Genomic DNA, 24,796 nt, shown 5'->3' on the forward strand with positions numbered 1-24,796 from the left:
AGGGGAGGGGGTGGTTGAGCATCAGTTCGGTGAGGTGCCGGCCAGGTAGTCACACCATTCCGGCGGCAGGCGTTGCTGCTGATTCAGGCCTATCAGGCGCTGGTGTTGCGCCGGGCTGAGGAGGTTGAAGGCAATCACCCGGGGCAGCCCGACAGACACCGTTCGTTCGGCGGCGAGCTGTTCGTCCAGCAGGTCGAGGGCCAGTTGGTTGAGGGTGACGCTGTGTCGTTGCGTCAGGCCGATCAGGCGTTTTACGTCGAGCCCCATGCCCAGTGCCTTCAGCACCAGTTGATGGAAGGCCCGTTCGCTGTAGTGCCGCGACGGGTAGAGGGTGTCCAGGGCAAGGGCGGCAAACACCAGGCTGTTACTGGTGCGCCCGGCCTGCAACGCGAGTTCCACGCACAGCCCACGGCTATCGAGCCAGTCGAGGGCCTTCAAGGTGGCGATTTTTTCCTGATCGTCGCCCCACAGAAACAACTGGCGCAGCAAGGGCAGTTGCCCGGCGAGGGGTTGTTGTTCCAGTACTTGAGCCTGCAACAACGCTCGCGCCAGCTGGACGTTGCTCCAGCCGCAATTGTTGGGCAGTGCAGGCTCTTTGAGGCTGCGCTTGCACTGGCTGCTCAAGAGCGCGGCGGTATTGGCGTCCGGGCGTTGGTCAAGCCGCGCCTGTGCCTGGCGCCACCACTGCAGTTCGGTGTCATCGAGCTGTTGGGTGAAGGCCTGGCGTTGTTCGGCGAGGCAATCGTGGCGCATGTCGAGGGCCGCCGATGGCGGCGCTGTGACGTCCATGTTCATGTCGGTTTGATCCAGCGCTGGAAGTGTGGAAGCAGGAAAAACACCAGGACACATAACAAACTGCCCAGAGGCTGGTTGGCCACAGCCAGCACCAGGGCATCGAACAGCGGCAGGGCCGCCAGGCCAGCGCCGATAAAGGCGCGGACCTGCCGTTGCTGCGGGTTGGCCAGGTGGTGCCAGTAGTGCCAGCCCAGCCAGCCAAGCCAGAGCAGCAGCACCGGCCAAAACCAGACGTTGTCGGAATAGATCGCCAAGGCCAGCGGGCTCAGCATCAGGATCAGTGGGAGGCGGCTGAGCAATTGATTGCGGTGTTCCTGGCGGGCCAGGTAAGTCAGGCCACTGATGTAGACGCCGAGCAAAATGGCGCACAGCCAGATCGGCTCCGGTGGCACCGCCAGGCTGGCCGCCGCCGTGAGGTAGAGCGCCGAGCGACAGGCACCCATCAGCCAGACGCTGTGGGCATACTTCTTGTGCAGCAGGTTGTAGCCGAGGATGCAGCCCACCAGCAGAGTGGCGCTGCCCAGCAGCCACTGCGGCTGGTCGATCAGCTGGCTCAGGCCCAGCACCGAGGCGCCGGCCAATATCAGCAACAGCGCAGTGGCCAAGCCCACCTGCTGTCGACTGACCAGACCGAGGGTGATGGGGCGGGGGTTATCGTGCTGTTGGTCCCAGTCGGCGTCGAGCAGGTCGTTCAACAACATGCCGGCCAGATACAACAGCGACAGTGCGGCCAGCAGCAGGATCCACACCAGCGACGACGGCGGCGCCAGGGCACCGGCGCTGCTGGCCAGCAGGGCGGCGGCCAGAGTGTTGGTCCACACCGTGGGCAAGTTGGATACCCGGCCCAGGGTCATCCAGGTCTTGAGGTTCAGCGGTGTCTGGCTCATTGCGCGCAGCCTTCGCTCAGGGTGAGCGCCGGACTGCTGCGGGTGGACAGTCGTTGCAGTGCCTGCTCCATCCGCGCGGTATCGATTTCATGCAAGTCCACCGATTCGCCGATCCGGCTGAGCATGGGGATAGAGAGTTGCCCGCCCAAATGCTGGCGGAATTCCTCCAGCCCGAGCAAAACCTGTGAGCGCCCCTGGGCATCTTTCAAGCTCAGTTCCGGTGGGCACAGGTTGAAGCCGAGCTTGAGCAACAGGTTCAGCACACGTTCAGTGTCGGCATCGCTCAACAGCCCGAGGGCATTGGCATAGAGTCCATCCAGGGCCATGCCCACTGCCACGGCTTCACCATGGCGCAGCCGGTGGTGGCTGAGATTTTCCAGTTTGTGCGCGGCCCAGTGCCCGTAATCCAGTGGCCGCCCGTTACCGCGTTCGAAGGGGTCGCCAGCACCGGTGATGTGCGCCAGGTGCAGTTCGGCGCAGCGGCGGATGGCGTAGCGGCTGGCCGGGTGATCGAAGTGGGCGAGGGCGTCGGCCTGTTGCTCCATCCATTGGAAAAACGCCTGGTCCTTGATCAGCGCCACCTTTACCGCCTCGGCCAGCCCGGCGATCTGGTCGCGACGGGTCAGGCTGGTCAGCAGCTGGAAGTCGTTGATCACTGCGGTGGCGGGGTAGAAGGTTCCCAGCAGATTCTTCTGGCCGAAGGCATTGATGCCGTTTTTCACACCGATACCGGCATCGTTCTGCGCCAGCACGGTACTTGGGATACGAATCAGGCGAATGCCGCGATGGAAGGTAGCGCTGGCGTAGCCCACCGCATCCAGCACCGCGCCGCCTCCCAGGGCCAGGACATAACAATGCCGGTCCAGCCCATGTTGCAGCATGTCGGTGTACAGCTGCTGCAGCACCTGTGAATCCTTGCTCAGCTCACCGGCCGGCACCGCAATTGGCGCGGCCAGCAAATGCAGATCCGCCGCATGGGCGGCAAAGTAGGCATCGATTTGTTCCAGCAGTTGTGGAGCGCTTTGCAACAGTTGTTCATCAGCGAACACCAGCACTGTCACCGGGCCCCGGTGCTGTGGGGTGAGTCGTGCAGTGAGCTGGTGGTGCAGACAGGGGTTGAGCGGATCGAACAGGTGATCGGTGAACACCACCGGGTAGTCATAACTGACCTCGAAACGCCCGTGCAGCGGTTGTTCAGTGATTTGTTTGCGCAAGGTCTTGAACAGGCTGTACCCGGCGATAAACAGCGCGGGCAACACCATGCTGGCGAGGAGGGTCACCAGCAGTGCGTTTTGCTCGACGAGGAAGGTGCCGATGGCGCTGTAGGCCAGTGCCAGGCCGGCATTGGCCAGGGTGGTGACCAGTAGAAACGCGCGCAGCGGATAACGTTGCATGCCGGCGGCGACCACCGAGGTTTCCGCCAATACCGGCACGCCGCGCAGGCAGATCAACGACAGCGTGCCCAACCGATACGCCAGTTGCCCCGGTTGGCGCTGATGCAGGCCCAGGCGGCCGGAAAGCAGGCGGAAATAGCCGGCGCCCAGCGCATAACCCAGCCCGGCTCCCAGGCACAGGCCAATGAAAATCACCAGATAGCCGCCGAGACTGCCGAGCATCGCCACGGCCAGCAGCGCGACCATGCTCGAAGGCACCGGCAGCACCACGTCCAGCGCCAGCAGGGCGATCAGCAACAGCGCCAGGTTGAATTTCTGGGTGGGCGTAGACGGCAAGTACAGGTTGAGATGGGTCAGGAAGTCCTGGAGCTGTTGTTCGAACAACAGGAAGCTGGCGATCACCAGGCCGGAGAAGCAAAACAATGACAGCCAAAAATGCCCGGCTGGCCCTCTTTGCGAGAACGCACGATACCCACGGCTGCGCTTCATCAAGCATCCCTCTTGTTATTTTTGACTGATTCCGTGTCAGTTATCAAAAGCAGCGTCTGGTGTGTTTCAGGTCAATAGACTCTCTCGCCTGAGGGGCTGGTTGATGGGCGGTTGATTGCGCCTGTGAAGCTAGTCTTGAACTTAGACGGTCGCGGTGTTTTTGCAAGGTCGCCTGATGGCAATTTGACCTTTTCCGCGATGCCCTCTGAAAACACCGGTATTCAGTCGCTTGGGTAATGCCTGTCAGTCAAGCCCGCTCCCACAGGTTTTGCGCAGTTGGCATGTTAAAAAATGTTATTTTAAAAAAAGACTTCACATAATCCGTTCATTGGGAGATTATCTGCTCAACCTGTATGACAACCTGATAACAAGACAAAAACAGGATGGCTACGATGTTCGACAAGGTCCCGACTCACGTGCTGAGTGACAGCGTCGCTCAGCAGCTGCTGGACAAGATTGAGAACGGTGTGTTCGCCACCGGCAGCAAACTGCCCAGTGAAGCCATGCTCTCGGAAGCCTTCGGTGTCAGTCGCACCGTGGTCCGCGAAGCCATCTCCCGTCTCAAGAACGAAGGCGTGCTGCAGCCCCAACAAGGGCGCGGCATCTTCGTCACCGCCAACGCCAATATCCGCCCGCTGCGTATCGATTACACCGAAGCCAATCTGCCCGGCAGTGTCTTTCACCTGTTGGCGCTGCGACGTGCCATAGAGGCAGAAATCGCTTGCGAGGCGGCGCTCAATCGCAGCGAGGCCGATCTGGTGCAGATTGACGAGGCGCTGGCACACATCGATGAAGAGGTCGATGAGGGGCTGGACGGTGTTCGCGCCGATGTGGCTTTTCACCGTGCCATCGCTCGAGCCACGGGCAATCCCTACTTTCTCAAGACCCTGGAATTCGTCAGTCAGTACCTGGAGGCCGCCACCCGCATCACCCGCACCAACGAGGCGGGCAGGGCGGATTTCTCCCGTCAGGTACACGAAGAACATCAAGCGATCGTGGCGGCCATTCGGCTGCGCGATCCGCTCGCCGCCGGGCATGCCGCCCGTGCCCATATCTACAACGCGGCCCGCCGCCTGCGCCTTGCCGGCGTGGAATAGGCCGCTGTTTTCCTCATAAGCCGGTCACTAAGGAGTACCCCCATGAATAACAAAAATGTCGGTGTTGTCGGTCTGGGCGCGATGGGCCTGGGCATTGCCCGCTCACTGTTGCGCAGCGGCTTCAATGTGCATGCCTGTGATGTGCGTGCGGCGGTGACGGAACAGTTTGCCGGCGAGGGCGGTGTGGCGTGTGCTTCACCCGCGCACATGGCAGCTGAGTGCGACGTGATCATTACCGTGGTGGTGAATGCCGAGCAGACCGAAACCGTGTTGTTTGGAGAGGGTGGTGCGGTCGCTGCGTTGCGCCCTGGCAGCCTGGTGATCGGTTGCGCCACCGTGGCGCCGACCTACGCCGTCGATCTGGGCCAGCGCCTGACTGCGCAGGGCTTGCTGTATCTGGATGCGCCGATTTCCGGTGGCGCGGCCAAGGCCGCTGCCGGTGAAATGACCATGATGACCTCTGGCCCGGCCGATGCTTATGCCAAGGCCGAAGCGGTCCTCGCGGGCATGGCCGGCAAGGTCTATCGCCTGGGTGACACTCATGGCCTGGGCTCGAAGGTCAAGATCATCAACCAGTTGCTCGCCGGGGTGCACATCGCGGCCTCTGCCGAAGCCATGGCGCTGGGCCTGCGTGAAGGGGTCGACGCCGATGCGCTTTACGAAGTGATCACCCACAGCGCCGGTAATTCCTGGATGTTCGAAAACCGCGTGCCGCACATTCTCAAGGCCGATTACACGCCGTTGTCCGCGGTGGATATTTTCGTCAAGGACCTGGGCCTGGTGCTGGATACCGCACGGGCCAGCAAATTTCCGCTGCCGCTGTCGGCCACCGCCCACCAGATGTTCATGCAGGCATCCAGTGCAGGTTTCGGTCGTGAGGACGACTCGGCGGTGATCAAGATTTTCCCCGGCATCGAGTTGCCGACTGCCAAGACTGAGCCGGTTTGAGGAACGCCCAATGAACACAACCACCGCACGCCCATTGCTGGGCTGCATCGCCGACGATTTCACCGGTGCCACGGACCTTGCCAACATGCTGGTGCGCGGCGGTATGCGCACCGTGCAAAGCATCGGAATTCCGAGCAGCGAAGTGGCTGCCGGGCTCGATGCCGATGCGATTGTCATCGCGCTGAAGTCGCGCACCATTCCCGTCGCCGAAGCGGTCGAACAGTCCCTCGCCGCGCTGGCCTGGCTGCGTGAGCAAGGCTGCGAGCAGATCTTTTTCAAGTATTGCTCGACGTTCGACTCCACCGCTGCCGGCAATATCGGCCAGGTCAGCGAAGCGTTGCTGGCGGCACTGGGTAGCGACTTCACCCTGGCGTGCCCGGCGTTCCCGGAGAATGGCCGGACGATCTTTCGCGGCCACTTGTTTGTGCAGGATCAGTTGCTCAGCGAGTCGGGCATGCAACATCACCCGTTGACGCCGATGACCGACGCCAACCTGGTTCGGGTGTTGCAATCGCAGACCAGCCTGAACGTCGGTTTGTTGCGCTACGACACCATTGCCCAAGGGGTCGAGCAGGTGCGTGAGCGGATCAAAGAGCTACGGGCTCAAGGTGTCGGCATGGCGATTGCCGATGCCTTGTCAGACCACGATCTGTACACCCTCGGTACCGCCTGCGCCGACTTGCCGCTGCTGACCGGCGGTTCGGGGCTGGCCCTGGGCTTGCCGGAAAACTTCCGTCGCGCCGGCAAATTGCGCGATCTCGACGCCTCGAAACTCCCGGCAGTATCGGGCGGTGAAGTGGTGTTGGCTGGCAGCGCTTCGATCGCTACCAATGGACAAGTGGCGGCCTGGCTCGAAGCCGGTCGGCCGGCGCTGCGGATTGATCCGTTGGCCCTGGCTGCCGGGGAACCGGTGGTTGCCCGGGCTTTGGCCTTCGCCCGTGATAACGAACAGACCGTATTGATCTACGCCACCAGCACCCCGGACGAAGTGAAGGCGGTGCAACAGCAACTCGGCGTCGAACGGGCCGGTACCTTGGTGGAGAATGCGTTGGGTGAGATCGCTCAGGGCCTGCGCCAGAGCGGCGTACGACGCTTCGTGATCGCTGGCGGTGAAACCTCGGGCGCTGTGGTTCAGGCGCTGGGTGTGCAATTGCTGCAGATCGGCGCGCAGATCGATCCGGGTGTGCCAGCGACAGTCAGCAACACGGATGAGCCGCTGGCCCTGGCGCTCAAATCGGGCAACTTCGGTGGTCGGGATTTTTTCAGCAAAGCCTTGAAGCAACTGGCCGGGGGTGCTCAATGAGCGACGAAAACGCCCTGCGCGAAGAAATCTGCCAGGTTGGCCGCAGCCTTTATGAGCGCGGTTACACCGTCGGCAGCGCCGGCAACATAAGCGCACGTCTGGACGACGGTTGGCTGATCACGCCGACTGACGTCTGCCTCGGCCGCCTCGACCCGGCGACCATCGCCAAGGTCAATCTGGCGGGCGAATGGGTCTCTGGTGACAAGCCGTCAAAGACATTGGCGCTGCATCGCCAGGTCTACGACCGCAACCCGGGCGTCGGTGGCGTGGTGCATACCCATTCCACCCATCTGGTGGCGTTGACGCTGGCGGGTGTCTGGCAGCCGAACGACATCCTGCCACCACTGACGCCGTATCAGGTGATGAAAGTCGGGCATATCCCGTTGATCAGCTACCAGCGTCCCGGCTCGCCGAAAGTGGCCGAACAGGTTGCGCAACTGGCCAACAGCGTTCGCGGTGTGATGCTCGAACGGCTGGGACCGGTAGTTTGGGAAAGTTCGGTGTCCAGGGCCAGCTACGCCCTGGAAGAACTCGAGGAAACCGCACGGCTGTGGCTGATGAGCAATCCCAAGCCCGAGCCGCTCGATCAGGCAGCACTGGACGAGCTGCGAGTGACCTTCGGCGCGCACTGGTAGCGCTCTGATTTTTTAACACGATAGACCGATAAAGCAGGCCCTGTTCGGGAGACGCGCAGCGACTTCCCACGACCCCGGCTTGCCTGAAAAATACAATAACAAGAGGACATCCAGGCATGACTCACCTTCACTGCGGCAGTTTCAGAAAAACCCTTTCGTTCACCCGGCGTGGAGGGCTTCTGAAATGAGCCCGTTAATCCTGATGGTTACCGCGGGGCTAGGGATCGCTCTGTTGTTGTTTCTGGTGCTCAAGTACAAGTTCCAGCCTTTCGTGGCCTTGATGCTGGTGAGCATTCTGGTGGCGCTGGTCGCTGGGGTGAAACCGGCCGATCTGGTCGCCACCATTGAAGGCGGCATGGGCAAGACCTTGGGCCATATCGCGATCATCATTGCCTTGGGCGCGATGATCGGGCGTATCATCGAACTCTCCGGCGGTGCCGAGGCGCTAGCCAAGACGCTGATTACCCGCTTCGGCAATCGCCGCACGCCACTGGCGCTGACGATTGCCGGGTTCATGGTCGGGGTGCCGGTGTTCTTCGAAGTCGGCGTGATCATCCTGATGCCGCTGGCCTATGGCGTCGCTCGCAGTGCGCGTAAACCGTTGTTGGTGTTCGCGCTGCCGATGTGCGCTGCGTTGCTGACCGTACACGCCTTCCTGCCACCCCATCCGGGTGCAGTGGCGGCTGCCAGCCAGTTGGGTGCCGACCTCGGCCGCGTGCTGATGTTTGGTCTGCCAATCACTGCGTTCCTTTGCTATGTCGGCTACCGCGTGGCCGGGCGCATGACCCGTCGGGTGTACCCGATGACTGACGATATTCGGGCCGAGGTCTACGGCCCGCATGTCACCAACGAGGACCTGGCCGCCTGGTCCAATGGCAACGACAAGAGCCCTGAACGATCAGCTGTGGCCGCGTCGCACATGGGGCTGGAAGAAGCCACCAGCAGCATCGTTTCCAAGTTGCCGCCGGCTCCACCACCGGGTTTTGGCCTGATCGTCAGCCTGATTGTGTTGCCGATCATTCTGATCCTGCTGGGGACCCTGTCCACCTCGTTGCTGCCTGCCGACTCGGTCCTGCGCGGCATCATGACGGTGCTCGGCGCGCCGCTGGTGGCGCTGCTGATCGATACCTTGCTGTGTGCCTGGTTGCTGGGTTCGCGTCGGGGCTGGAGTCGTACTCAGGTGTCTGACGTGATCGGTTCGGCCTTGCCTGGCGTGGCCATGGTGATCCTGATTGCCGGTGCCGGCGGTGTGTTCGGCAAGGTGTTGGTGGATACCGGAATCGGCGCCGTGGTCTCCGATATGCTGCGCACCACCGGTCTGCCGGTACTCGCGCTGGGCTTTCTGCTGACCATGCTGTTGCGTGCGGTCCAGGGTTCGACCACGGTGGCGCTGGTGACCACCGCCGGCATCATCAGCCCGCTGATCGCTACCCTCGATCTCACGGCGAATCACATGGCACTGTTGTGCCTGGCCATGGGCGGTGGCGGGTTGGCCATGTCCCATATCAATGATGCCGGTTACTGGATCTTCACCAAACTATCCGGGCTGAACGTGGCCGACGGCTTGCGCACCTGGACGGTGTTGACCACCTTGCTCGGTACGTTGGGTTTCGGTATTACCTTGTTGATCTGGCCGTTTGTCTAACGAAAATTGTCGATCCGATCGAACACCTGCAGGAGCACGGCTTGCCGGCGAAAGCGTCCTTGAGATCGCCTTCGCCGGCAAGCCTGGCGCCTACAAAAACATAGATAGGAGCTACCATGCCTCGTTTTGCCGCCAACCTCAGCATGCTCTATCCGGAACATGAGTTTCTGGACCGCTTCGCCGCCTCTGCCGCCGATGGTTTCGAAGCCGTGGAATACCTGTTTCCCTACGACTACAGCGCTCAGGAACTCAAACAGCGCTTGAGCGACAACGGCCTGGTGCAGGCACTGTTCAACGCACCGCCCGGCGATTGGGCGGCGGGCGAGCGCGGCACGGTGTCGTTGCCGGGGCGGGAAAGTGAATTTCGTAGCGGTTTCGATCGCGCGCTGGAATACGCCGCGGTGCTGGGCAACTCGCGCATCCATGTGATGGCCGGGCTGCTGCCGTCGGAAACTGATCGCCCACGGCATCACGGCGTGTACCTGGAGAACCTGGCTTACGCCACCGCGCAGGCCGCCAAGGCTGGCATCACGGTGCTGCTGGAACCGATCAATACCCGGGACATGCCGGGCTTTTTCCTCAACCGGCAGGATCAGGCCCAAGCCATCTGCAAGGAAGTGGGCGCCACTAACCTGAAGGTTCAGTTCGACTGCTACCACTGCCAGATCGTCGAAGGGGACCTGGCCACTAAATTGCGTCGGGACTTCGACGGCATCGGTCATATCCAGATCGCCGGCGTGCCGGATCGACATGAGCCGGACCTGGGAGAAGTCAATTATCCCTATCTGTTCGAGTTGATCGACCAGTTGGGTTATGACGGCTGGGTAGGGTGCGAATACCGGCCGCGTGGTAATACCTCGGCCGGCTTGCAGTGGCTGCGGGACTGGAAGGCGCGATAACGCCTTACACGTTGTTATCGCCGGGCAACAACAGTTCGACACCCTGCTTGCGGATGCTATCGGCCGCGGCAGGGGTCAACGCGTCGTCGCTGAGGATGATGTCGAACTGTTCGAGCCCGGCAATCCTGTACATGCTGAACGTGCCGTACTTCGAACTGCTCGCCACCAGCACCACTTGCGAGGCCGATTGCATCGCGACTTGCTTGACCTCCACCTTCAGCGCCGAAGGCGTGGTGAGGCCGCGACGTAAATCCCAGGAGCTGGTGGAGATGAAGGCGACATCAGTGACGACCTGGCGCAAGGTGGCCACCGCCAGACCGCCCACGCACGATTGATTGGAATGATCCAGTTGCCCGCCAGTGTGAATCACCGTGACCTGAGGCGCATCGATCAACGCCTGGACAATCCCGAAATCGTTGGTCACCACGGTCATGCCCGACAGCGCCTTGATGTACGGGACGATCTCCAGCGTGCTCGTCCCCGCATCCAGATAAACCGTCATATCGGCATGCAATAGCCGCGCGGCCAGCTTGGCCATCGCCTGCTTCTGCGGCAACTCGACCACCGCCTTGATCTGATGGCTGGGCTCGCTATGGAGCTGGCTGGCGATTCGCACGCCACCGGTGACCGAGTAAGCACGGCCTTCCTGTTCCAGCAGCGCGATATCGCGGCGGATGGTCATGTGCGAACAGTCGAACATTTCCATCAACTGATGAACGCTCAGCACCTGATGCTTGCGCAACTGGCGCAGCATCAATTCACGGCGCTGTTCAGGGATCATCGGTGCGCCGCTTTCGGCGGCGATGTCCTTTTGACTAGGCATTCGGGCTCCAGAATGAAGAAAACCGCAGACAAGGAAAGCGGGGGCAAACATAGTAGCGAATCTACGGTGAAGGGACGAGGTGTTGCGGATCACTGTTCCCATGAGGAAACCCGCCAGCGTTAGTTCATGAATTTCTGAACTAACTATTTGCTGCAGCCTATTCAATCGTTTGTCGCCGTAGCCTTAGGATTCGTCGCACGGGACCGCAGCCATCAGAGCAGCAGCCCGCAGCATCCCCTTTCGACTGCCCAGTAATGCCACCAGCCCAATCCGCTAGTGGCCCGACGCAGCCGAGAGGAATGCATGAAGCTAGAGATTTTCCGCACATTGTGGGGCTATACCGCCGGCAAGGCACAGGCCCTGGATGAATTGCTCGCCGCCGGCTTCGATGGCATCGAAGCACGCCTGCCGCTGCAGGCCAATGAGCGTGGCGAGTTCGGCGCTTTCCTGCGCAGCAATCGGGTTCCCTATATCTGCACGCTGTTCAGTGCCTACGATGTATTGCCCGACCAGAACGCCACACCCGCCCAACACTTGGCCGACATTGACCGCAAGCTGGGCTGGGCCTCGGAGCTGACCCCACGTTTCGTCAATCTGCTGGCCGGCAACGACCGCTGGCCGCAGGCATTGCAGGTCGAGTTCTTTGGCCAGGCGATGGAATTGGCCGCCAGGCATGGGGTGTTCTGTAGTTTCGAGACTCACCGCGCCCGTTCCCTGTACAGCCCTTGGGTAACCCTGGAACTGATCCGCCAACTGCCGGGACTGCGTTTCACCAGTGACATCAGTCATTGGGTGGTCTGCTGTGAGCGATTGCTGGACGACCCGGCCGACGATCTTTCGACCTTCGTCGAGCGTGTGCATCACCTTCAGGCCCGGGTCGGCTATGACCAGGGCCCGCAAGTCCCCCATCCCGCTGCTCCGGAATATGCCCGTGAACTGGCGTTTCATCAGCGCCACTGGGAGGCCGTCTGGGCCTCTCAGCTTCAGCGCGGCTATTCGGTCAGCACCCTGACGCCGGAGTTCGGTGCCGACGGTTATCTGCATCACTTGCCCTTCACCAATATGCCGGTGGCTGACCTCTGGACCTTGAACCAGTGGATGGCCCGGACCGAGCGCGAACACTTCGACCGTTTCACCCGTGAAGGAACCCGCCATGAGTAAAACCTCGTCAACCCAGGCCAACTTCAACAGCATCCCGGTGGTGAACATCGCGGGACTCTTCAGTATCGAGCTGGAGCACCGCCTGGCCGTGGCCGAGCAACTGGGCCGCGCCGCCAGCGATGTGGGCTTTCTGTACATCACCGGGCATGGCATCGATCCGGCGCTGATCGAGGGCCTGCGCCAGGCGGCCAGGGATTATTTTGCACAGCCGCTGGAAGCCAAGATGCGCCACTACATCGGCACCTCGCAAAGCCATAAGGGGTTCGTGCCCGAAGGTGAGGAGGTGTATTCCAAGGGCAAGCCGGATCATAAAGAGGCCTTCGATATCGGCTTCGAAGTGTCAGTGGATGACCCGCTGTTCCTCAACCGTACGCCGCTGCTGGGACCGAACCACTGGCCCGACGTGCCGGGCTTCCAGGGCGCGGTGCAAAACTACTATCAGGCGGTGTTTGCCCTTGGCCGCCGGCTGTTCGATGGCTTCGCGTTGGCCCTGGGGCTGAAGGAGGGCTATTTCGATGCGCTAGTGACTCGCCCGCCCTCCAAGCTGCGACTGATCCATTACCCCTTCGACGCCGATGTCGTCGACGCTCCGGGCATCGGCGCACATACCGACTACGAGTGCTTCACCATCCTGCACGCCGATCAGCCGGGGTTGGAGGTGCTTAACGATCAGGATCAATGGATCGATGCACCGCCGATGCCCGGGGCGTTCGTGGTGAACATCGGCGACATGCTGGAAGTCATGACCGCAGGTGCCTTTGTCGCCACTGCTCACCGGGTGCGCAAGGTCGCTCAGGAGCGCTACAGCTTCCCGCTGTTCTACGCCTGCGACTATCACACGCTGATCAAACCGCTACCGGCATTCGCCAGGGATGCCGGGGATTACGAGGCACTGGCGATTGGCGAACACATGTGGAGCCAAGCGCTGCAGACCTACCAGTACCTGCGCAAACGCGTGGAAAACGGCGAGCTTGAGCTGCCGTCCCGGGCTCGAAAGCCATCGAGCTTCGGCCGCCTGAAGAACACCACCACTCATTCCTAAAAAAACAACCAACGGAGCTTCCCATGATGAAAAGCCACTACGCCCTGAGCAAACTGAGCCTGCTCGCCGCCGGCCTGTTCTGCGCCAACGCCGCCTTCGCCAGCACCGCGACCCCCGGTGTGTTGAAGGTCGGTATGGAAATCACCTACCCGCCGTTCGAGTCCTACGACGCTGACAAGAATGTGGTTGGCTCCGACCCTGAGTTGGCCCACTCCCTGGCCAAGGCGATGAGCGTCAAGGCCAACTTCGTCGACACCAAGTTTCCCAATCTGATCAACGGCCTCAACGCCGGGCATTACGACGCGATCATTTCCGGTATGTACATCACACCCGAACGCCAGCTCCAGGCCCGCACCATCGCCTATGCCAACACCGGCGCCGCGATCATGGTGCCCAAGGGCAGTGAGTTGACCCCGCAGGTTCCCGAGGACTTGTGCGGTCTGAAGATCGGCCTGGAGCAGGGCACCACCTGGGTCGCCAAATTCACCCAGTTGTCCAGCGACTACTGCGTACCGAACAACAAAGGCGCCATCACCGTCAACGAATACCCCTCGGCTCCCGAAGTGACGCAGGCGCTGCTCTCGAAGAACATTCAGGCGCAGGTGGAAATCGCCGGTGCCGCGCACATGATTGCCCAGCGCACCAACGGGCGGGTCGTGGTCAGTTCGCAGAAGCTGGTTTATCCGCAGACCTTGGGCATCTACGTGAAGAAAGACGCCGACGCTACCTATCAGGCGTTGGTCAAGGCCCTGGCCGACAGTAAAGCCAACGGTGAGTACGCCGCCATTCTCAAAAAATATGATCTGGAACCGGTCTCCGAGTAATGGCTGAAACCGCGCCCTCGGTCGAGGGCGCGGCTCGCACGAGGTGTCTATGCAATTCGACTGGTCTTACTTTATTTCGCTGTTCTCCAAGACTGACTTCTGGGCGGCGAGCCTGACCGTCATCGAACTGAGTGCCCTGGCCTGGTTCCTGGGGATGGTTCTTGGCTTCGTTCTGGCATCAGCCAAGTTGTCCAGCTTGCCCTGGCTGCGCATGCCGGCGTCACTCTACATCTGGTTCTTTCGCAGCATTCCGCTGCTGGTGCTGGTGGTCTTCATCTACAACCTGCCGCAGTTGTTGCCCGGTGCCGGGCCGATCCTGTCGGTACCGTTCTATTCCGGCCTGTTGGCGCTGGTGGTCACTGAGGCCGCCTACATGGCCGAAATTCATCGTGGCGGACTGATCTCGGTCGCCAAGGGCCAGAAGGAAGCCGGCCGTGCTCTGGGTATCGGCCTGTTCGGCCTGCAACGGTTGATTGTGATTCCCCAGGCGTTTCGCATCTCACTGCCGACGTTGATCAATGAATACATTACGGTGGTCAAACTGACCTCGTTGATCTCGGTGATTTCACTGACTGAGCTGCTGACGGTGGGTCAGCGCCTGTATGCCCAGAACTTCCTGGTGATGGAAACCCTGGCGGCCGTGGGCGTGTACTACGTGCTGATCGTCACTGTGTTCGGCTTCGCCCTGCAGCGTCTGGAGCGCTACCTGGACCTCAACCTGCGGACACCGCAAACCCTCGACAGCGCCTCGGCAAAAGTGCTGCGTGACAGTCTGGCGCCTGTCGCAACGAGCACGTTCAAACCCCCGGCCAAAGGCGCCGCCCCGGCCCTGCAACTGCAGGGCGTGCACAAACGCTACGGCGATCATCATGTGCTCAAGGGCATCGACCTGAAGGTACAAAGTGGCCAGGTGATTTCTATCATCGGCCCGTCGGGCTCCGGCAAGACCTCACTGATTCGTACGATCAATGGCCTGGAGCACATCAATCAAGGCGAAATCCTGTTGTTCGGGGAAAGCTTCATCAATGCCGGGGACAAACCGGATGGCCGTCGAGTTCGTCAGGGCGTACGGCGCATCGGCATGGTGTTCCAGAACTTCAACCTGTTCCCGCACCGGACACTGCTGGACAACATCAGCCTCGCTCCCCGTTATCATGGCGTCGGCCGCGCACTGAGCGAACAACGTGCCTGCCAGCTACTCGACAAGGTCGGCCTGCTGGCGCACGTCCACAAATATCCGCATCAACTGTCCGGGGGCCAGCAACAGCGCGTGGCTATTGCCCGGGCCATGGCCATGGACCCGGACATCCTGTTGTTCGACGAACCCACCTCGGCGCTGGATCCGGAGCTGGTTGGCGAGGTGCTTACGGTCATCAGCAATCTGGCCCGGGAAGGCATGACCCTGCTAATCGTCACCCATGAGATGGACTTTGCCCTGTCGATTTGCGACCGGGTGATCTTCATGGACAACGGCCACATACAGCTGGATGCCTCGCCACGGGCGATCCGCGAGGAGCCTGAGGCTCATAGAGTGCGGCGGTTCATGGGGTTGCAGGAGCCAGAGGAGGAGGGATGCCTGTCTTGAATGCGTTCGGCTGAGCGCCATCAGAACTCACCCGTCAGATTGGCGCGGCGGATACTTTGCGGGCCTGCAACGGGCCCGTGACTGATCGATATGATCAATCCTGGCAGCCGATATCGGACATAACGTTATCATTTGAGCAGATGGCGTTGTAGCGACCCATCAGCGAGATGGCTGACCAAAACATTGTTGCTTCGCTTGAGCCTCCACACCAGAGCCTTCATCCTCTAAAAGACCACACATCAAAGGAAATCGGCATAGCCCTTGCTTCGGCGTTCTGATTCATAGGGTCAGTCAGTCAAGCAATTACAGCCGCACCGTACTCTTCGCATTACGGCTTAACTGACCGGTCGATCAGATATTAACTTGCTCCCGCTTCGGAAAATCTCCCCTCGTGCGCATCGCGCGATGCCCGAGCATAGAGAGAGTTTGCCTGTTCTGGTTATTGAATAAACACAACCACTCAATAGGTAATGTTCATGATGAGTGCCGATGATTTTGGCGGTAGGGTGATCGATTATAAGTGCCTGGCTTGTTCCTGATGAACAATGTTGTTCGTTAGGTCAAAAAAATGGCTCGATCTGAATGGACGGCGAGGGGGGAAGACACAGGGGCATTTAAAAAAATGCTGACAAAAATTAACGCTTATTCACCCATTCAAGCGCGACGTCCATTTTACTTCTTCAGACGTTTGTCTTTTTTTGCGGATATCAAGACGCCGGGAAGAGAGTCTGATTTATTGACGTATTTATTCGGGCTGGGGGTTGAGTTGGGTACGACGCTGATTTTACGAGAATTAATGAGGTGGCGATTGTTGCGGTAGGTTAACGTGCGTAACTGTATCTGTCGTGAAGGGTTGGGGTATAGATTGAAGTTTGCTTATCATGTTCCCCTGCTGCACACCCGAGAAAGATAAATGGACTGGGTTTGCGGCAGTTAAAGCACACGATCGTATAAAAAAAGCCCAGGCGGAATAGGAGTGTTTGTCATGGTTAATGAAAAGGATGGCGGGGGGCGATATGGAAAATAACCATCCACAACAGGTACATGAAGTACTAGACATTTGGGGAGCGTTACAGTCATTCATCCGAACGGCCGCTCCACTCAAAGTGGATATGATTCTTGAAGGAGAAACCGGTACCGGGAAAGACACGTTGGCGCGCCGTGCCCATCAACTCTCCGGACGATCAGGGCCGTTTGTCGCTCTGAACTGTGCCGCAGTGCCCGAGCAACTGGCGGAAAGCGAGTTGTTCGGGGTGATGGCAGGGGCTTTTACCGGGGCGCATAAATCTCGATCCGGTTACATCGAGGCTTCTGACAAGGGCACATTGTTTCTCGATGAAATCGACAGTATGCCGCCGCTATTGCAGGCAAAACTGCTCAGGGTGTTGGAGATGCGTGGTATAGAGCGATTGGGTTCGACGCGTTTCGTGCCCTTGGATCTGCGCGTTCTCGTAGCAACGCAAACGCCACTGAAAACGCTGGTCGAGCAGGGTAAATTCCGTCGCGACCTGTATTTTCGCTTGAATGTCATCACCATCAAACTTCCCACTCTGCGCTCTCGACCCGACTTGATATTGCCCTTGTTCGAACGCTTTGCCGAGGATGCGGCATCCAAGCACACCAAACCCATGCTTGAAGCTCCGGCCGAGTTGCGCAAGCAACTGCTCAGCCATCATTGGCCGGGTAATATCCGAGAGCTCAAGGGCGCTGCTGAACGCTTCGTTTTGGGGGTTTCGCCCTTGCAGGGAGAGCATCATGCCAGCGGTGAAAGCACGGTATTGCTGAGGCCTCAGTTGCGTTCGTTCGAGAAAGCCCTCATTCAGGACTCGCTTTTTCGCCACGCCAAGTGCATCGAGGCGGTGGTCAGTGAACTGGGGATTCCCAAGCGTACCCTTTACCACCGCATGAAAGCGTTGGACATCACCTCTGCAAGCGAGTGGATGGGGGTGTAGTGGGTTTCTGAGCGATTGCCGGCACAGCATCGAAAATCGTTCATGCACTGTTTTGGTTCTAAAGCCTGGTGTTTATCAAACTCCCATTAGAGGAGTTCTGGAACCCCCCACGGGATATGACAATCGTTAGAAATGCTTTTTCTGACGGGATGAATAAGGCGTGCAGACGGGAATCACCCTGACACGCACTGATCGTTGGCCCGACCAGATGACCTGTTCGATGGCTGATGATGGAGGAAAGTGCCCTGGCGGATTATCGGTATTTTTGTCTCTGAGAAACTTTGGAACCATTTTCTACGCACCTCCACTCATTAAGCGAATGTCATGTCGATGTTCAAAAAAACCTTCAATGATCAGGAGTAATAACTATGGCTGGTGGTGCTTCCCTTGGCGCTTCGATGGCTGCAATGACTAAGATGGACGCAACTTCTGCTGCGACCACCACAATGAATGCTGAAGCGCAATCCAACAAAATGATGACCGATACCGTGAACGGCATTTCCAGTGCCTATCAGGACTCGGCAACTAAAGCCCAGAACGCGATGCAGCAAACCGGTAAGGCCATCAACTACTAAGTTGACGACAGCCCTGCCCGTGTCAATGGGCAGGGCTGTATGGGTCATCACTTTCAAGGAGTAGAGCATATGATTTCTTCTTCGCTTAGTACCACGCCCAGTGGCTTCAATAATGTTGCCGAGTTCGACAGTAAGAGTAGCGATACGGCCAGTAGCATCGCTTCTTTGCTGAGTGACGTGTTACTTGAAAAGAAAGGCAGCGGCGCGAAGTTCGATCAGAAAAATCCGCTGGTCGCCATGGTCGCGGAACATATGGACAAGAACCCGGAAAAGTTCGGAAAGCCCGACGATGCCAATGGCAATGTGAACGGCTGGAAGGATGAGCTGGGCGAGGATGATTACCTCAGTGGTGACGAAAAGAAAGCCTTTACCAAAGGGCTGGAGAGTCTGATTCAAGAGATTCTCGGTGGTGGCGTGGGCAATGACTCCGGTGGTTTCGGCAGCAACGGCACGCAGAATTCCTCAGGCTCGCTGGACACCAACGACTTGTTGTCGGCCTTGCTCGGCGATCTGGGTGAAGAGACGCTCGACAATCTGCTCAAGCCGACTGGCGATCCTGCTCGCGACAAGCGTGGAGAGGTGGCGTTCAACCCTGAGGACAAGGATGTACTCAAGGAAGTGGCCCGCTTCATGGATATGCACCCGGAAGAATTCGGCAAGCCGGACGGCAAGTCGAAGGACTGGATGGGCGAACTGTCCGAGGGCGATACCTACATGTCCCGTGCCGAAGGCGAGCAATTCCAGAAGGCCATCGACATGATCAAGGGGCAGGTCAAAGACAACGCTCAAGGTAACTCCCTGGCGGCAGACATGCCGAATGCCGGGCAGAACTTCTTGAACGGTGGCGCTGGCAATACGTTGCAGACCGACGCCAGCATTGCGGCCGGCAACGTACTTTCAGTGCTGGTCCAGCAGTCTTCCACCAACGCCCGCGGTTGAGGGCAACACCCATGCCTTGGCAGGAGGAGCGTGATGGCGATTACACGCATAACAGGTAGTCATGCAGATGTATCCGGTTCTGCAATAACGCCAGACGATGCTCCTGCCAAGGCAGACATCGCTTGGTTCAACGCCACCTTGCACCGGCCCGTCGAGAAACCGGCAAGCGCCGATCAGGTGGCTATCCCGGCCTCGCAGGCCTCGCTGTCGCTACAGCGTTTCAGCGATCGGGCCGCACGGGATCTGGATCGGGCGTCGAGGTCCATTGACCCGCAAGACGCGATGAAGGCCAACCGCTCGTTGTCCTCGTTTTATCTGGAGAGTTTGCTCAGCGCAAAAATCGTTAGCAAAGCCGCACAGAGCGTGGAAAAACTCACCAGTCTGCAATAGGCATGAATATGCGTCTTAGAGTAGTGAGACTGGCAAGCGTCCTGCTGTTGTCGATGTCGATGGCTGCCTGTGGCGACCGCATGGAATTGCATCGTGGCCTTTCCGAACAGGATGCCAATGAAGTACTCGCCGAGTTATCGAACAAGCACATCGATGCACAAAAGCGCGTAGACAAGACCAGCGTGGCAGTTCTGGTCTCTGCGCAAGATATCTCGCGCGCCGTCCGGGTGCTGAGTGCCGTGGGTTTACCGCGCGACTCGCATTCGAGCCTGGGCGATATTTTTCGCAAGGAAGGGGTTATCTCCTCGCCGCTGGAAGAACGGGCACGCTACATCTATGCGCTGTCGCAGGAGCTGGAGCGCACGCTTTCACAGATCGATGGCGTGGTGGTCGCGCGAGTGCATGTCGTGTTGCCTGAGCGCATTGCACCGGGAGAGCCGGTACAACCTGCCTCGGCGGCGGTCTTTATCAAACACCGTGAGGATTTTGATCCGGACAGTGTTGTACCGCGCATTCGCAGTATGGTCGCCAGCAGCATTCCGGGTATGGCGGGAGCCGATGAAAAGAAACTCTCGGTGATTTTCGTGCCTGCTGAAACCTATCAGGCGCAGCCGGACATGGTCAGTTTCGGGTTGTTCGTCATTGCACGCGATCGGCTGGAATACTGGCAATTGATTGCGCTGCTCAGCGCGGTGGGGCTGTTGCTGTTTCTGATCGGGCTATTCGCGCTGAACCCCGGCTGGCGTCAAACCATTGTTGCCCGACTCAAGTCTGGCAAAGAACCCTTGAGCGACCCTCGATGAACGTCGCAACAAGTGCCGAGCAGTCGCTCTACTGGTTGCGCTGGTGGGCCTATGGATGGTCGCACGCCCATCCCAGCTGGCAACTGCAAGCGCGTATCGGGCTGGATCCCGAGCTGGCCGCGACGGTTGGCAAGATTCGCTATTCATGGCTGAGCCACAGGCTGGAGGTTACTGCGCTGCCGGCACAGAAACCGCGTCCGGCTTTATTGCGCTTGCTCCAGCTTGCGCCAGAGGGCCGACAACGGGCCCTCGATCTGGCGATTGCCATCTGCAGCGGGGGAGCGTCGGGCCCGGACCTGGATGAAGCCGGGCACACTTGGTGTCGACGCATGGCCAAGGCTTTGCAGCCTGGCTATTGGATACCCGAAGGCTGGCGCCAGTACCCGCCCGAGGAGGCGGGTCTGTTGTTACTCAAGGCCTGGGTCGCGGAGCCCACTTGGAGAAAACTGCGCCTGGGATTTCCTCGGCCTGCCATCGAGGCGGTCGAGCGGATCACGCTGCCAGCGATGCCGTCGCCCAGGCTGGATGCCGTGTGGGAGGCGGTCAGTTGGCATGTCTTTAACGTCACGGAGTAAGGGGATTTCGACATGCTGGCCGTTCGCAAACTCATGCTGGCCGGTGATCGCCAACTCATCGGCGAGCCACTGTTGCGTCGCGAAACGATAGAAGACTGTTTGCTCGCCGCGCAGGTCCTGGAGGTTGCCCGAGAACAGGCGCAAAGCATTCTCGACGCCGCGCTCACACAAGCGCAGGCGTTACGCGAGGACGCCGCCGAGCAAGCTCAGGCGCAAGTCTGGGGGCAGGCTCAAGCGCTGTTCGACGACTGGCAAACGCAGCGCAAACAGATGTGGGAAGGCCTGAATGAAACGGCGCGGCAGTTGCTCGACGAGGCATTGCGCACGTTACTGGGCGAAGTCCCGGAGCCGACTCGTATCGATTCCTTGCTGCGCCATCTGAAGGCTGCCCAGCCTGCTGACGAAGCCAGTGTGCTGCATTGTCATCCGGACCTTGCGCAAGTGCTTGCCGAGCGCTTGCGTGTGCTTGGCCATTCGAACTGGACAGTGCGCGCCGACCCGCAACTGCCCGCGCAGGGCTTGAGCCTGCGCACCGGCAGCGGTGACTTCAATCTGAGTTGGCAGGCCCTGCAGCGCTGGATTCTGCCGGAGCAAGAGCGTCTCCAGAGCTGCGCTTGAGTTTCGGCTGATTGATCGAACGTTCGACGGAACCGAAGTGAGTGCCGTACCACTCATCAGAGAGTCAAGGACCAGGAGTATCACCATGTTTTCTTTGGAAGCAATCCGACACCGTCTCGATAGCAATTTCGAGCGCACGCAACAACAGTTGGACAAATCTGCCGTAGAGATGGATGGCCTTTCCCCGGATGACTGGCACGCCTTCAACACCGCGATGCGTCAGACATCCACCGCCTCCTGGGCGGCGAATCAGGAGGTTGTGGTCAAGCACAACCTGGCCAAGGCCATTATCAATGAAATCCGCTGAGCTCAAGCTGACGGTCGAGCGTTGGCTGGACAGTGGCGAGCATGAGCTGAGCCTGGCGGTCGATGGTGCACGGATGTCCTTGCAGCGCCGTGGGGGCGGTGTGCTGTGTTGCGCGATGCTCAGCACTGTCTGGCGTGGCGACGATGCTTCGCTTGAAGCTGCGCTGCGTCTTTGCGGCCCCAGCCTTGGACGCTTTGCCGGTGCACTGGCGCTCGATCCGCAGGAACGTCGTCTCTGCCTTTTACTGCGTCTGATGAGCGATGACAGTTCGGCAATCATCCGTGCACTGGAGTCATTGGCCAATCAGCGCGATGTCTGGCAATCGTTGCTCACTGAAGCCAGTGCGCCAACCCCTCGACGGCCCGAGCGACCTACCTTGATGGGGAGACCTTATGTTTAAGCGACTTTGCTGGTTACCCCTGCTGGGGGCCCTGGCACTACCGGCGTTGGCTGGCGTCCCGGAGGATTGGCGCCAGTCGGCCTACGCCTATGAAGCGGTTGAAACGCCCTTGTCGACGGTGCTTGCCGACTTCGCCGAGTCGTTCGGCGTCAAGTTGAGCCTGCATGGGGTTAACGGTGTGGTGAACGCGAAGATACGTTCAGCCAACGCCGAAGAGTTTCTCAACCGGTTGGCGCTGGAGCATCAGTTCCAGTGGTTTCTGTATAACGGCAAACTGTACGTGAGCCCTCAGGCCGAACAGGTTTCTCAGCGCCTGGAAATTTCCGCCGATGCCGCTCCCGACTTGAAACAGGCCCTGACGGACATTGGTTTGCTGGATAAACGCTTCGGCTGGGGCGAGCTGCCCGACGAAGGCGTGGTGCTGGTCAGCGGCCCCTCGAGTTACATCGAGTTTATCCGCGGCTTCAGCAAAGAGAAGGTCAAGCCTGAAGAGAAGCAGCAGGTCATGATGTTCCCTTTGCGTTATGCCTCGGTGGACGATCGGGAGGTTCGTTATCGCGACCAGAGCCTGGTGATTCCTGGCGTGGCCAATATGCTGAACGGTTTGCTCGACAGCCGACGAATTCCCGTTTCGCCGGTGGGTTTTCAAGACAGCATTCAGGCCTACCAGGGGCTGGCAGACATGGCCCGGGGGAAAATCCAGAGCCTGGCGGGCGAGCGGGAACCGGTCAAGCCGCGATCCGTCGGCGTTTCGGCGAGTAAGTCGAACAAAAAAGTGGTGGCTGACTCGCGCAACAATGCGCTGTTGATTTACGACGATCCGCAGAAGCGCGATGTCTATGAAAAGCTGATCGAGCAGCTGGATGTTTCGCGTAATCTGGTGGAGATCGATGCGGTCATTCTGGATATCGACCGCACCCAGTTATCGCAGCTGGAGTCGCGCTGGAGCGCACAGGCAGGGTCAGTCGGTTTCGGCAGTTCATTGCTGACGGGCGGTACGTCGACCCTGTTTATCAGTGACTTCAAGCGTTTCTTTGCCGACATACAGGCGCTGGAAGGTCAGGGCGTCGCGTCGGTGATTGCCAATCCTTCAGTGCTGACGCTGGAAAACCAGCCGGCGGTGATCGATTTCAGTCGGACCGTGTACATCACTGCCACCGGCGAGCGGGTGGCGAACATTCAACCCGTCACCGCCGGCACCAGTTTGCAGGTGATCCCTCGAACCATACCCAATGGCGCGCAGAACCGCTTCCAGTTGATCATCGATATCGAAGATGGCCAGATCGAACAGAGCGCCGACAGTACTACGCCAGGGATCAAACGCAGCAGTGTCAGTACCCAGGCAGTTATCAGCGAGAATCGCTCGCTGGTCATTGGTGGGTTCCATGTCGATGAAAGCGGCGACCATGAAGACCGGATTCCGCTTCTCAGCGATCTGCCGCTGGTGGGGCCGTTGTTTTCTTCCAAGCGCCGGGAAAATTCACGACGCGAACGGCTGTTCATCCTGACCCCGCGGCTGATTGGCGATCAAGTGGACCCGGCGCGTTACCTGGCGGCGGAGAACAAGCCACAGTTGGCTGCGGCGCTGGCGCACACAACATCGCCGGGCAAGGACGCACTGTTGCGTGATGTGCTGGGCACTGCCATGGGTGAGTTGGTCAAGGGGCGTATTCCTGCCGGAGTCAACGCTCTATCTTCCGGCGTGGCAGTACGGGATTTGTGCAAGGTCGGGGACCAGCCTTTGGCGTTCAGACCCGAAAAGGGGCAGTGGTTCGCGGGTATCGACTACAGTGTTGCAGTGGGTGTGGTGCGCAACACCGGCAAGCGGCCACTGCAGTTCGAAGAACAATCCTGTGCTGGCCCGCAGACGCTTGCGGTGACGGTCTGGCCGGATACGTTGTTGCAGCCTGGCGAGTCCGCTGAAGTGTTTATCGCCTTGCGTCCCATTGCCATTACTGGAGTGCCGGCAAAACCATCGAGAATGTCACTATTACCGCTTTGAGCAGAGAACAATATTGAGTTAATTAATTAATCATGATTCTCTGTTGCTGCCTGTCTGATGGAGGCTTCAATCATTAGTCTTACTATTGCAGGCGGCAGGGAGCGATGAAGGTAAGGGATATAAATATGAACGTTAATTATTTTTCTTTTTTATTGATCGGGAGTCAGTTGCTTTTGAGTGGGTGTTCCGCCACGGGTACAACGAACTGCAATTCATCTGATTGCGCAAGACCTGTGTCTAATGAGCAGCAGTTGAGTGTTTGGTGGTCACCGGCTTTACGCGACGGACAAAGTGATTACAGTAGGGTGCCGCTGCATGAATGAAGTGATTATCCGCAGTACCGATCAACAGGACTTCATGACCCATGTCGGTGAGGGACGAGCCAGTGCCTGGCAATGGGCTCCGGGTATTGAACTGGTCTTTCGCGAGGAGGGCGTCGGTTGGGGCATTGCCTTGAATATTCAGCGCAGTGCGCAGCGACCGAATCTTTTTTCCGATACGTTGAAGCGCCGTTTTGAGGACATAGAATCCTTCGACGGTTATTACATTTGTCTTGATGGCCAGCATACGTTCGTGATCTGGCATGCGCTGCCCGACGAGTTGCGCTCCAGCGATACGCTGGAACAGATTTTGACTCAGGTGCTGGAACTGGCAGGTCTGAAGCACTGAGTCAGGCTCGGTTCCACAAGGAACCGCATGCCATTGTTT

Annotated in this window: 26 protein-coding genes and 1 pseudogene; 23 read left to right on the forward strand and 4 right to left on the reverse strand. The window is 59.3% G+C overall.

Annotated elements, in window-relative coordinates:
• Positions 1-21: 21 nt before the first annotated feature.
• Genes PMI30_RS18225 through PMI30_RS18215 form a run of 3 tightly spaced genes read right to left on the reverse strand, consistent with a single transcriptional unit; the run spans position 22 to position 3,565 of the window.
• Positions 22-795: an EboA domain-containing protein gene (locus PMI30_RS18225; RefSeq protein ID WP_008008820.1), complete on the reverse strand. Its 774-nt coding sequence runs from the start codon at positions 793-795 to the stop codon at positions 22-24.
• On the reverse strand, positions 792-1,682 hold the full coding sequence (locus PMI30_RS18220) for a UbiA family prenyltransferase (protein ID WP_008008822.1): 891 nt from the start codon (positions 1,680-1,682) through the stop codon (positions 792-794). The genes PMI30_RS18225 and PMI30_RS18220 overlap by 4 nt, the downstream gene beginning before the upstream one ends.
• Positions 1,679-3,565: a 3-dehydroquinate synthase gene (locus tag PMI30_RS18215; RefSeq protein WP_008008824.1), complete on the reverse strand. Its 1,887-nt coding sequence runs from the start codon at positions 3,563-3,565 to the stop codon at positions 1,679-1,681. Before PMI30_RS18215 ends, PMI30_RS18220 begins: the two co-directional genes overlap by 4 nt.
• A 392-nt stretch (positions 3,566-3,957) precedes the next feature.
• Between PMI30_RS18215 and PMI30_RS18210 the strand changes: the two genes are divergently transcribed.
• From PMI30_RS18210 to otnI, 6 genes are all read left to right on the forward strand, one after another.
• Positions 3,958-4,662, forward strand: a complete 705-nt coding sequence (locus PMI30_RS18210; RefSeq protein ID WP_008008826.1) for a FadR/GntR family transcriptional regulator — start codon at positions 3,958-3,960, stop codon at positions 4,660-4,662.
• 15 nt (positions 4,663-4,677) lie between these two features.
• Positions 4,678-5,610, forward strand: a complete 933-nt coding sequence (gene ltnD / locus PMI30_RS18205; RefSeq protein ID WP_274517726.1) for an L-threonate dehydrogenase — start codon at positions 4,678-4,680, stop codon at positions 5,608-5,610.
• Between the two features lie 10 nt (positions 5,611-5,620).
• Positions 5,621-6,913 (forward strand): 3-oxo-tetronate kinase, encoded by a 1,293-nt coding sequence (gene otnK / locus PMI30_RS18200; protein WP_008008828.1) that lies wholly within the window; start codon positions 5,621-5,623, stop codon positions 6,911-6,913.
• Positions 6,910-7,548, forward strand: a complete 639-nt coding sequence (gene otnC / locus PMI30_RS18195) for a 3-oxo-tetronate 4-phosphate decarboxylase (RefSeq protein ID WP_008008830.1) — start codon at positions 6,910-6,912, stop codon at positions 7,546-7,548. Before otnK ends, otnC begins: the two co-directional genes overlap by 4 nt.
• A gap of 184 nt (positions 7,549-7,732) precedes the next feature.
• Complete coding sequence (locus tag PMI30_RS18190) at positions 7,733-9,193, forward strand: GntP family transporter (protein WP_008008832.1); 1,461 nt, start codon at positions 7,733-7,735, stop codon at positions 9,191-9,193.
• Between the two features lie 116 nt (positions 9,194-9,309).
• Positions 9,310-10,092, forward strand: a complete 783-nt coding sequence (gene otnI / locus PMI30_RS18185; protein ID WP_008008833.1) for a 2-oxo-tetronate isomerase — start codon at positions 9,310-9,312, stop codon at positions 10,090-10,092.
• 4 nt (positions 10,093-10,096) lie between these two features.
• On the opposite strand, the gene PMI30_RS18180 is transcribed toward otnI, so the two are convergent.
• Complete coding sequence (locus PMI30_RS18180) at positions 10,097-10,915, reverse strand: DeoR/GlpR family DNA-binding transcription regulator (RefSeq protein ID WP_008008835.1); 819 nt, start codon at positions 10,913-10,915, stop codon at positions 10,097-10,099.
• Between the two features lie 303 nt (positions 10,916-11,218).
• Here PMI30_RS18180 and PMI30_RS18175 point away from each other — a divergent pair, with 303 nt between their 5' ends.
• From PMI30_RS18175 to PMI30_RS18105, 17 genes and pseudogenes are all read left to right on the forward strand, one after another.
• Positions 11,219-12,076, forward strand: coding sequence for a sugar phosphate isomerase/epimerase family protein (locus PMI30_RS18175; RefSeq protein WP_008008838.1), 858 nt, complete (start codon positions 11,219-11,221; stop codon positions 12,074-12,076).
• Positions 12,069-13,118 carry an isopenicillin N synthase family dioxygenase gene (locus tag PMI30_RS18170; protein ID WP_008008840.1) on the forward strand — a complete coding sequence of 350 codons (1,050 nt, stop codon included), beginning with the start codon at positions 12,069-12,071 and terminating at the stop codon, positions 13,116-13,118. The genes PMI30_RS18175 and PMI30_RS18170 overlap by 8 nt, the downstream gene beginning before the upstream one ends.
• Before the next feature lie 26 nt (positions 13,119-13,144).
• Positions 13,145-13,942: a transporter substrate-binding domain-containing protein gene (locus PMI30_RS18165; RefSeq protein ID WP_032835242.1), complete on the forward strand. Its 798-nt coding sequence runs from the start codon at positions 13,145-13,147 to the stop codon at positions 13,940-13,942.
• A gap of 154 nt (positions 13,943-14,096) precedes the next feature.
• Positions 14,097-14,585, forward strand: a pseudogene (locus tag PMI30_RS32100) (amino acid ABC transporter permease); the annotation flags it as partial.
• Positions 14,565-15,527: an amino acid ABC transporter ATP-binding protein gene (locus PMI30_RS32105; protein WP_443216295.1), complete on the forward strand. Its 963-nt coding sequence runs from the start codon at positions 14,565-14,567 to the stop codon at positions 15,525-15,527. The pseudogene PMI30_RS32100 and the gene PMI30_RS32105, both read left to right, overlap by 21 nt.
• Positions 15,528-16,543: 1,016 nt before the next feature.
• Complete coding sequence (locus tag PMI30_RS18155; RefSeq protein WP_443200878.1) at positions 16,544-17,479, forward strand: sigma 54-interacting transcriptional regulator; 936 nt, start codon at positions 16,544-16,546, stop codon at positions 17,477-17,479.
• 368 nt (positions 17,480-17,847) lie between these two features.
• Complete coding sequence (locus tag PMI30_RS18150; RefSeq protein WP_007906141.1) at positions 17,848-18,054, forward strand: hypothetical protein; 207 nt, start codon at positions 17,848-17,850, stop codon at positions 18,052-18,054.
• A gap of 69 nt (positions 18,055-18,123) precedes the next feature.
• On the forward strand, positions 18,124-18,993 hold the full coding sequence (locus tag PMI30_RS18145) for a DNA-binding protein (RefSeq protein ID WP_008008847.1): 870 nt from the start codon (positions 18,124-18,126) through the stop codon (positions 18,991-18,993).
• Between the two features lie 33 nt (positions 18,994-19,026).
• Positions 19,027-19,383 (forward strand): type III secretion system inner rod subunit SctI, encoded by a 357-nt coding sequence (gene sctI / locus PMI30_RS18140; RefSeq protein ID WP_008008849.1) that lies wholly within the window; start codon positions 19,027-19,029, stop codon positions 19,381-19,383.
• 8 nt (positions 19,384-19,391) lie between these two features.
• Positions 19,392-20,186 carry a type III secretion system inner membrane ring lipoprotein SctJ gene (sctJ, locus tag PMI30_RS18135; protein ID WP_008008850.1) on the forward strand — a complete coding sequence of 265 codons (795 nt, stop codon included), beginning with the start codon at positions 19,392-19,394 and terminating at the stop codon, positions 20,184-20,186.
• A complete protein-coding gene (locus tag PMI30_RS18130) occupies positions 20,183-20,761 on the forward strand; it encodes a hypothetical protein (RefSeq protein WP_008008851.1) in 579 nt (192 codons plus the stop codon). The genes sctJ and PMI30_RS18130 overlap by 4 nt, the downstream gene beginning before the upstream one ends.
• 12 nt (positions 20,762-20,773) lie before the next feature.
• Positions 20,774-21,379, forward strand: a complete 606-nt coding sequence (sctL, locus tag PMI30_RS18125; RefSeq protein WP_008008854.1) for a type III secretion system stator protein SctL — start codon at positions 20,774-20,776, stop codon at positions 21,377-21,379.
• 85 nt (positions 21,380-21,464) lie between these two features.
• Positions 21,465-21,686 carry an HPr kinase gene (locus PMI30_RS18120; protein ID WP_007906128.1) on the forward strand — a complete coding sequence of 74 codons (222 nt, stop codon included), beginning with the start codon at positions 21,465-21,467 and terminating at the stop codon, positions 21,684-21,686.
• Positions 21,673-22,086 (forward strand): type III secretion system chaperone, encoded by a 414-nt coding sequence (locus PMI30_RS18115; protein WP_008008856.1) that lies wholly within the window; start codon positions 21,673-21,675, stop codon positions 22,084-22,086. The genes PMI30_RS18120 and PMI30_RS18115 overlap by 14 nt, the downstream gene beginning before the upstream one ends.
• The gene (sctC, locus tag PMI30_RS18110; protein WP_008008857.1) at positions 22,079-24,088 is read left to right on the forward strand and encodes a type III secretion system outer membrane ring subunit SctC; all 2,010 of its coding nucleotides are present in this window, start codon (positions 22,079-22,081) and stop codon (positions 24,086-24,088) included. The genes PMI30_RS18115 and sctC overlap by 8 nt, the downstream gene beginning before the upstream one ends.
• Before the next feature lie 125 nt (positions 24,089-24,213).
• The gene (gene hrpT / locus PMI30_RS31900) at positions 24,214-24,411 is read left to right on the forward strand and encodes an HrpT family type III secretion system protein (RefSeq protein ID WP_274517725.1); all 198 of its coding nucleotides are present in this window, start codon (positions 24,214-24,216) and stop codon (positions 24,409-24,411) included.
• Complete coding sequence (locus tag PMI30_RS18105) at positions 24,404-24,757, forward strand: hypothetical protein (RefSeq protein WP_008008859.1); 354 nt, start codon at positions 24,404-24,406, stop codon at positions 24,755-24,757. The genes hrpT and PMI30_RS18105 overlap by 8 nt, the downstream gene beginning before the upstream one ends.
• The last annotated feature ends 39 nt before the right edge of the window (positions 24,758-24,796 follow it).

The sequence above is a fragment of the Pseudomonas sp. GM50 genome (assembly GCF_000282375.1).
In the GTDB taxonomy this organism is placed as follows: Bacteria; Pseudomonadota; Gammaproteobacteria; order Pseudomonadales; family Pseudomonadaceae; genus Aquipseudomonas.